1 protein-coding gene is annotated in these 234 nt (G+C 71.4%); it reads right to left on the bottom strand.

What is annotated here, in order from left to right; genetic code table 11:
* Positions 1–234 (bottom strand): aldehyde dehydrogenase family protein (locus GTY56_RS02930; protein ID WP_161362153.1); only part of this gene is annotated, 234 nt, incomplete at both ends.

Raw genomic sequence — 234 nt, 5'->3', positions numbered from 1 at the left:
CTGGGTGATCATGGGGCCGACGTCGGTGCGCTCGTCGAGGGGGTCGCCGGTGCGCAGCAGCATGGTGCGGGCGACGAAGGCGTCGCGGAAGCGTTCGTAGACCTCGGCCGCGATGAGGATCCGCTGGGTGCCGATGCAGTTCTGGCCGGCGGCCCAGAACGCGCCGGAGACACAGGAGGCGACGGCCTCGTCCAGGTCGGCGTCGTCCATGACGATGACCGGGGCGTTGCCGCC

The organism is Streptomyces sp. SID5643 (assembly GCF_009872555.1).
Taxonomy (GTDB): domain Bacteria; phylum Actinomycetota; class Actinomycetes; order Streptomycetales; family Streptomycetaceae; genus Streptomyces; species Streptomyces iakyrus.
This window is presented reverse-complemented; position numbering and strand designations above follow the sequence as displayed.